Here is an 8,133-nt window from a genome sequence, read left to right on the forward strand (position 1 = left end):
GGTGCCGCTGCCCCGCGTACGGCTCGAGCAGGCGCAGCATCTCCGCGTCGTCGGCCCACCGGTTCCCCGCCAGCGCGTAGCCCACGATCCCCGGCAGGTGCAGATCCCCGACTGTCACCGCGTCCGGCGCACCATGACTGCGCTGCACGGTCTCCGCCGACGTCCACGGCCCGATCCCGGGCACCAGCTCCAGCCGTTCCCGCGCCGCCGCCGGAGACATCCGTACCGTCTCCTCCAGCCGTGCGGCGAGCCGCACCGCCCGCAGCACCGTCGACGCCCGCTTGTCGTCGACCCCGGCCCGGCGCCACTCCCACGACGGGATCAGCGCCCAGGTGCGCGGCGCCGGCATGACGTGCATCCGCCCGGGAGCGGGCCCCGGCGCCGGTTCCCCGTACTTTTGCACGAGCGTCCGCCATGCCGCGTACGCCTCGGCCGTCGTCACCTTCTGTTCCAGGATCGACGGGATCAGCGACTCCATCACCAGCCCGGTCCGGGTCAGCCGCAGCCCCGGCCGCCGGTGCCGCGTCAGGGCCAGCAGCCGGTGCCGCGGCACGAACAGGGACGGGTCGTCGGCGGCCCCGAGCAGCTCGGGCAGCTGCTCCAGCAGCCACTCGGCCCCCGGCCCCCACGCCTCCCCGCACACCTGCCCGCCCCGCGCGGACACCCTCAGCGTCCCGGGACCGAGCGGTGTCCGGACGGCCCGCCACACCGATCCGTCGGGCATCGCCCGGAACGTGGGGTCACCCGGTCCCCGGCGCAGCGGCCCGAGCACCAGCCCCAGATCCAGCGGCCCGTCCGGCACCCAGGTCCGCACCCCCTCCGGTGCGGCGGCTTGCCGCGGCACCTCCGCACCCGTGCCCCTGGACACGCCGGTCCGCCCGCCGGGCGCACGGCCCCCGCCCATGTCTCCCGCACCGCCCGGGCCGGGGGAGAGGGCGGGCCGCGGGGCGAAACGTCCTGCCACGAGGAAGCTCCCGGGAGCCGAAGGGACGAAGGGACAAGGAGGGACGAAGGAGCGAACGGTGCTCCGCGTGCCCGGGCGGCCGGGCGGACGGGGCGGTCACAGCGTGACCATGAACGACTCCGCGTCCCGCTGCGGCCGAGGCTTCGGCGGTTCGGCCGGATGCCCGACCGCGACCGCTCCCATCGGATCCCAGTCCCGCGGCAGCCCCAGCACCTCGCGCACCACGTCCCGGCAGAACATCGTCGAGGACACCCAGGCCGAGCCGAGCCCTTCCCCGGCCAGGGCGACCAGGAAGTTCTGCACCCCGGCCCCGGCGGAGACCACGAACATCTCCCGCTCGGCACCGTCCCGCCGCGCGTCGCCGTAGGTGTGCGCACCGTCCATGACGAGGCACGGCACCACCAGACAGGGCGCGTTGCGCAGCACGTCCCCGCGCCGGATCCGTTTGGCGATCGCCTCCTCGCTCTTTCCGTCCCGCCGCAGATCGGCGATCCAGGCGTCCCGCATCGCATCCAGCAGACGCGCCCGCGTCCGCGCCGACTCCAGCAGCACGAACCGCCACGGCGTGGTGTGGTGCGGCGCGGGCGCGGTCACCGCCGCGGCCACCGCGCGCCGGACCGCGGCCGGGTCGACCGGCGCGTCGGTGAAGGACCGCACGGTGCGCCGCAGGGTCACCGCCTCCCGTACGGCCTCGGAGGTCCCGAGCCGGAACAGGTCGTCGCGCGCGTCCCGCACCAGGACCCGTGCTCCCTGCCCGTGCTCCTCGGTCACCACGTGCCCCAGCCCGCGCACCACGGCGACGGGCAGACGGGCGGCCTTGCCCTTGACCAGGTCGCCCGCGGCGGCGAGTTCGTCGGCGGTGGCGACGACGGTGGCGTTCAGCGGATTGCCGTGCGCGTCCGTGCCGCCCCGCAGATCGTTCAGCGCGCGGACGCCCGCGGCGCCGATGGCGACGTCCGTGAGCCCGGTGCGCCAGGGCCGCCCGAAGGTGTCGGTGACGATCACCCCGACCGTGACACCGAGGAGGTCGCGCAGCCCGTCCCGGATCGCGCGCGCGGAGGCGTCCGGATCCTCGGGCAGCAGCAGCACCGTGCCCGGGGGAGTGTTGGAGGAGTCGACCCCGGCGGCGGCCATGACCAGCCCCTGCCGGTTCTCCACGATCCGCAGCGGCCCGCGCCGGGCCACGACCCGTACGGTCTCCGCGTCGATCGCGGCCTCCCGGTCGGCCGCCTCGACGATCCGGCCCTCCGCCTTGGAGACGATCTTCGAGGTGACCAGGAGCACGTCCCCGTCGGCCAGGGCGGGCTCCGCGGCGGCGATCAGCTTCGCCAGGTCGTCGCCCGGCCGCACCTCGGGAATCCCGGCCACCGCCCAGACCCGCACCTGCGGTGCGGACGCGTCCGTCCGCGCGGACGCCGTCGCCTCGCTCATGCTCCCCGCACCTCCTCGGCCAGTGCCAGCGCCTCCCGCGCCATCGCGGCGGCGGCCTCGACGTCGGTCATCATCAGCGGAACCGCCCGGCACCGGATGCCGGCCGCCTCCACCCGCTCCACCGCGGCCGCGTCGACGGTGTCGACGAGCCAGCCGTCCAGCAGCTCCGGGCCGTAGTGCTCGGCCACCGCGGCGGCCGTGGCCTCCACACCGATCGCCGCCAGGACCTTGTCGGCCATGCCGCGCACGGGCGCGTCGCCGACGATGGGGGACAGACCGACCACCGGAGCCCCGGCACCGGCGACGGCCTCCCGGATGCCGGGCACCGCGAGGATCGTGCCGATGGAGACGACGGGGTTGGACGGCGGGAAGAGGATCACGTCCGCCTCGGCGACCGCCTCCAGCACCCCGGGGGCCGGCTTGGCCTGTTCCGCGCCGATGGGGACGACCGCCCGGGCCGGCACCGACGCCCGCAGCCGCACCCAGTACTCCTGGAAGTGAACGGCCCTGCGCTCACCGTCCAGTTCGACGACGACATGCGTCTCCACACGGTCGTCGGTCATGGGGATGAGCCGCACCCCCGGCTTCCACCGGTCGCACAGTGCCTCGGTGACCGCGCTCAGCGGGTACCCGGCGCCGATCATCTGGGTGCGCACGATGTGCGTGGCGAAGTCCCGGTCGCCGAGAGTGAACCAGTCCGGTCCCACGCCGTACGCCGCGAGTTCCTCCTTGACGTGGAAGGTCTCGTCGGCCCGGCCCCAGCCCTGCTCCTCGTTGATGCCGCCGCCGAGCGTGTACATCACCGTGTCCAGGTCCGGGCAGACCTTCAGCCCGTGGAGGTGGATGTCGTCGCCGGTGTTGCCGATGACCGTGACGTCCGCGTCCGGCACGGCCCGCTTCAGACCGCGCAGGAACCGGGCACCACCGATACCGCCTGCCAGAACCACAATCCGCATGGGGCCAAGTCTTGCAGGCGGGGCGGACAGGACGTCGCACGGTCGCCGGCCGCGGCACCCGCCGGACGGGGCGTCCGGGACGGGCGGGGCCCGGGCGTCTCAGGCGCCGACGGCGTCCACCGGGCCGGTGCAGGCCCCGGTGTGCCGGGCAGCGGCGCTGAGGTCCCGGAGGGAGGAGCGGGGGTGCATGGGCATCTCGGTCAGGCCGGGGAAGTACACGTGCAGGCTGACCGCCGGCTCCAGCGTGTCGTTGACGACTTCGTGCGCGTACCCCGGCGCGAACACGCGCTGCGCGCCGGCGCCCAGTACGCGTGTGCCGCCCTCGGCGCGCTCGGTCAGCTCGCCGTCCAGAACCGTGAGCACCCCGAAGGAGGGGCCGTGGTCGTGCAGTCCGCTGCCCTGCCCGGGCACCCAGGACAGCAGCCACACCTCATAGCCCGGGCCGGTGCGCAGCCGGTGGTACCAGCGGGTCGTCGCGTCGTAGCGGACGAGAGGCTCCCAGTGGGCGCGGTCGGCGGCGATGGAGCGGGCCAGACCGGCGAACTCGGCCACGGTGGACGGGTGCTCGCGCGGCGGCTGGAGCAGGTGCGGGACTTCGAGGATGTCGCCGGCGATCTGAAGGTCGTTGTCGCTGTTCATGCGCGTGGGGGGGCCTCGGTGAAGAACGGTGGATAAGAGAGGAGAAGAAGAGGAGGGAGAGGAAGAAGAGGAACAGGAACAGGGAGGTCGGGGAGACCTGGGAGAACGGACGCCGGGCGCGCAGAGGCCCGGACGGCGGCTGGAGCACGCGTGCGCGTGGCGGCTCAGCGGAGGCTCAACAGCCGGAACAGCAACAGCGACAACGACAGCCGCGGCGAACGTGGGCAGCACCGAGGGACCCGGCGGGGCGGGTCGGGACGAGTGCCAAGTTCGCGAGCATGCCCAACAGGACAGCGGTTCACACCTGCACTGTCAACTTGGCGCCCGGAATGTGGGACGTGGTTCACCTCATCCGGTTCATCTCGCAGAGGAAAGGTTTGTTCGTGGCCCGGCCGGGACACATGGCGCACATGCCGGGCACACGGACGCCGTTGCGATCCTGTGATCTCGCCGTGATCTGAATCGCTTCGGCGTGCGTGCTGGAACGGGATCGAAGCCCCGGGCGTCACTCCTTCGTGAGGGCTCCGTACAGAGGTGCGAGGCCCTTGAGACCCCGGCCATGTGCCTGGGTTTAAGGTGATTTGAACACTTTCTCGGCGGGCTTGGTTCCGGAGAGTGAATAAGGGGCTCAATAGCAGATCTCGGCTTGACTCGCCCGGAGCAGCACACTTGTAATTTCACTCGTGTCGTTCAGCCGGGAAAGGTAACGGCTACATCACGGGGACGCGAAAAGACAGACGAGGGGCGCACATGACCGAGCTGGTGCAGCAACTGCTGGTCGCCGACGCAGGCGAGGAACTCGGCTGGCAGGAGCGCGCGCTGTGCGCCCAGACCGACCCCGAGTCCTTCTTCCCCGAGAAGGGCGGCTCCACCCGCGAGGCCAAGAAGGTCTGCCTCGCCTGCGAGGTGCGCTCCGAATGCCTCGAGTACGCCCTCGCCAACGACGAGCGCTTCGGCATCTGGGGCGGCCTGTCCGAGCGCGAGCGGCGCCGCCTGAAGAAGGCGGCCGTCTGACCGCACGTTTCGCACACATCCCCTGCACACGTCACGAACGGCCCGTCGCCGGTGGGTTGTCCACAGGCGGCGGGCCGTCGTTCTGGCCAGCCGATAGTGTGGACGCTCGTCCAAGGCGCCCCTGCCCCACCGGGCACAGGCGTCCACCGCAGTCCACCGAACCGGGGCCGTATCTCGATGTCCGTGCACAGCCATACGGCAGCCCATTACGACGTCGCTGCCGCGGCGCCGTCCGACCCCGCGCGCGCGACGGCGTCCGACCCGAGCCGCGCACCGGAGTACCCGCGGCATGTCGTCACCGCTGTTCTCGTCTCCCACGATGGCGCCCGCTGGCTGCCCGACGCCCTCGCCGGCCTGCTCGGCCAGGAGCGCCCCGTGCAGTACGCCGTGGCGGCCGACACCGGCAGCGCGGACGACTCCGCGCAGATGGTCACCGACGCCCTCGGCGACGACCGCGTCGTGCACCTGGCCCGGCGCACCGGCTTCGGCCAGGCCGTCGAGGAGGCCCTCCGCGTCGCCCCGGTCCTCACCCCGGACGACCTGCCGTACCTCAAGCGCCCCAGCGGCTGGGACCCCGCCACGCGCACCTGGCGCGACGACGCCTACGACCTGCCCGAACTGCCGTACGGGGAGCCGGTCCAGTGGCTGTGGCTGCTGCACGACGACTGTGCTCCCGAACCCGACGCCCTGGCCCAGCTGCTGAGGGTCGTCGACAACGAGTACGAACTCGGCCGTGACGACGTGGCGGTCGTCGGCCCCAAGCTGCGCGGCTGGTACGACCGCAGGCAGCTGCTCGAAGTGGGCGTCAGCATCGCCAATTCCGGCCGCCGTTGGACCGGACTGGACCGCCGGGAGCAGGACCAGGGCCAGCACGATCACGTACGGCCCGTGCTGTCGGTGTCCACCGCCGGAATGCTGATCAGGCGTGACATCTTCGAGGAGCTGGGCGGGTTCGACCAGCGGCTGCCCCTGATGCGCGACGACGTCGACCTGTGCTGGCGCGCCAACGCCGCCGGTTACCGCGTCCTGGTCGCCCCCGACGCCGTCGTGCGGCACGCCGAGGCCGCCTCCCGCGAGCGCCGCACCGTCGACTGCGTCGGCCGCACCGCCGCGTCCCCGCACAAGGTGGACAAGGCCGGCGCCGTCTACACCCTGTTGGTCAACACCCGTACGGCAGCGCTGCCTTGGGTGCTGCTGAGGCTGGTGCTGGGCACCCTGCTGCGCACCCTCGCCTACATCGTCGGCAAGGTGCCGGGCCAGGCCGTCGACGAGATCCGCGGACTGATGGGCGTCCTGCTGCGGCCCGAGCGGATCGTCGCGGGACGGCGCAGACGCGGCAAGCCCCTGGTCGACAAGGGCGAGATGCGGCCGCTGTTCCCGCCGCCGGGCGCCACCCTCCGCGTCACCTTCGAACAGATCGCGAGCAACTTCGTCGGCCGCTCCGACCCCGAGGTCTCCTCGGTCGGCCGGCACGGCGGCGCGCTCGTGTCCGGGCCCGGCGGCGAGGACACCGCCTATCTGGAGGTCGAGCGGTTCGCCCGCCTCAAGCGCCTCGCCCGCAGGCCCGGCCCGGTGCTCTTCCTGCTGCTGGTGACCGTCTCCCTGGTCGCCTGCCGCGGCCTGTACGGCGTCGGCGCGCTCGCCGGCGGCGCCCTGCTGCCCGCCCCGGCCGCCTCCTCCGAGCTGTGGGCGCGCTACCTCGACTCCTGGCATCCGGTCGGGGTCGGCGGCACCTCGTCCGCGCCGCCGTACCTGGCGATGGTCGCGCTGCTGTCCTCCCTGCTGCTGGGCTCGACCGGCCTCGCGGTCACCCTTCTGCTGGTCGCCTCGGTGCCGCTGGCCGGGATCACGGCGTACTTCGCCTCCCGCCCGCTCGTCCCCTCGCGCCTGCTGCGCGCCTGGGCGGCCGTCGTCTACGCCTTCCTGCCCGCCACCACCGGCGCACTGGCCGGAGGCCGCATCGGCACCGCGGTCCTGGCCGTGCTGCTGCCGCTCATCGCCCGCGCCGGCGTCGCGGCCGGCGGCCTGGCCGACCCCTCCGGCGCCCGCGGCAGCTGGCGCGCCACCTGGACGTACGCCCTGCTGCTGACCGTCACCACCGCGTTCACGCCCATCGTGTGGCCCCTCGCGTTCGTCCTCGGCCTCGGCGTGCTGGTCGTGCACCGCGGCGACATCGTGGCGTACGCGCTGCGCTTCCTGGCCCAGCTGGGCACCCCGCTGCTGATCCTCGCCCCCTGGTCGCTGACGCTGCTGCCGTTCGGCTTCTTCCAGGAGGCCGGGCTGGAGTACGGCCCCTCGGCCGCCTCCGCCCTCGACCTGCTCGGCGCCGGCCCGGGCGGCCCCGGCACGATGCACGGGCTGATGCTCATCGGTGTCGTCCTGGCCGCGCTGGCCGCCCTGCTGCGCGCCGAGCGGCGGTTCGCGATCAAGGCGGCCTGGGCGGCGGCCCTGGTGGCACTCGTCTTCGCGGTGCTGTCCAACGGCTCCACCTGGGCGGCCGGCCCGGCCACCCTCGTCTACGGCCTCGCGCTTCTGGCCGCCGCCGTGCTCGGCGCCGACGGGGCACGCGCACGTGTGGCCGAGCAGAGCTTCGGCTGGCGTCAGCCGGCCGCCGCGCTGATCGCCTTCGCCGCGGCCGCGGGTCCCCTGCTCGTCCTCAGCGGCTGGATGATCCGCGGCGCCGACGGCCCCCTTCAGCGGCGCGACCCCGTGCAGGTGCCCGCGTTCGTCGCCGAGGAGGGCAACACCAGCGACCAGGTCCGCACCCTGGTCCTCGACAGCGACTCGCCCGGCCGCGTCGGCTACATGCTCGTCCGCGGCTCCGGCGCCCGCATGGGCGATGCCGAACTGGCCCTGGCGAACGGCAGGAACAGCGCCCTCGACAAGGTCGTCGCCAACCTGGTCGCGGGCTCCGGCGCCGACCAGGCCGACCAGCTCGGCGGCTTCGCCGTGCGCTACGTCCTCGTCCACAAGGGCGCGCCCCGCGAGGTCAGCCGCGTCCTGGACGCCACACCCGGCCTGACCCGGCTCAGCCAGCAGGACGGCAGCGCCCTGTGGCGGGTGAACCAGGAGGTCTCGCGCGCCGCCATCGTGTCCGGCTCCGGCGCAGCCCGGCCGGTCGCCGCCGGA

The 8,133-nt window shown here is 73.7% G+C and carries 6 protein-coding genes; 2 read left to right on the plus strand and 4 right to left on the minus strand.

Annotated features, from left to right (window positions below; translation table 11 throughout):
• From CCN35_RS00415 to CCN35_RS00430, 4 genes are all read right to left on the minus strand, one after another.
• The coding region (locus CCN35_RS00415; RefSeq protein WP_425444270.1) for a DNA-3-methyladenine glycosylase family protein at window positions 1–964 on the minus strand (964 nt) is incomplete at its 3' end.
• A 96-nt stretch (window positions 965–1,060) separates the two neighbouring features.
• Window positions 1,061–2,395 carry a coenzyme F420-0:L-glutamate ligase gene (locus CCN35_RS00420; protein WP_067396726.1) on the minus strand — a complete coding sequence of 445 codons (1,335 nt, stop codon included), beginning with the start codon at window positions 2,393–2,395 and terminating at the stop codon, window positions 1,061–1,063.
• A complete protein-coding gene (cofD, locus tag CCN35_RS00425) occupies window positions 2,392–3,351 on the minus strand; it encodes a 2-phospho-L-lactate transferase (RefSeq protein ID WP_067396724.1) in 960 nt (319 codons plus the stop codon). Before cofD ends, CCN35_RS00420 begins: the two co-directional genes overlap by 4 nt.
• Window positions 3,352–3,450: 99 nt before the next feature.
• Window positions 3,451–3,990, minus strand: coding sequence for a cysteine dioxygenase (locus tag CCN35_RS00430; protein ID WP_086791138.1), 540 nt, complete (start codon window positions 3,988–3,990; stop codon window positions 3,451–3,453).
• A gap of 750 nt (window positions 3,991–4,740) precedes the next feature.
• Here CCN35_RS00430 and CCN35_RS00440 point away from each other — a divergent pair.
• Both CCN35_RS00440 and CCN35_RS00445 read left to right on the plus strand, forming a co-directional pair.
• Complete coding sequence (locus tag CCN35_RS00440; protein WP_067396720.1) at window positions 4,741–5,004, plus strand: WhiB family transcriptional regulator; 264 nt, start codon at window positions 4,741–4,743, stop codon at window positions 5,002–5,004.
• 177 nt (window positions 5,005–5,181) lie between these two features.
• Window positions 5,182–8,133 (plus strand): glycosyltransferase family 2 protein (locus CCN35_RS00445; protein ID WP_086791142.1); only part of this gene is annotated, 2,952 nt, incomplete at its 3' end.

Source organism: Streptomyces thermovulgaris, from assembly GCF_002155915.1.
GTDB lineage: Bacteria > Actinomycetota > Actinomycetes > Streptomycetales > Streptomycetaceae > Streptomyces > Streptomyces thermovulgaris.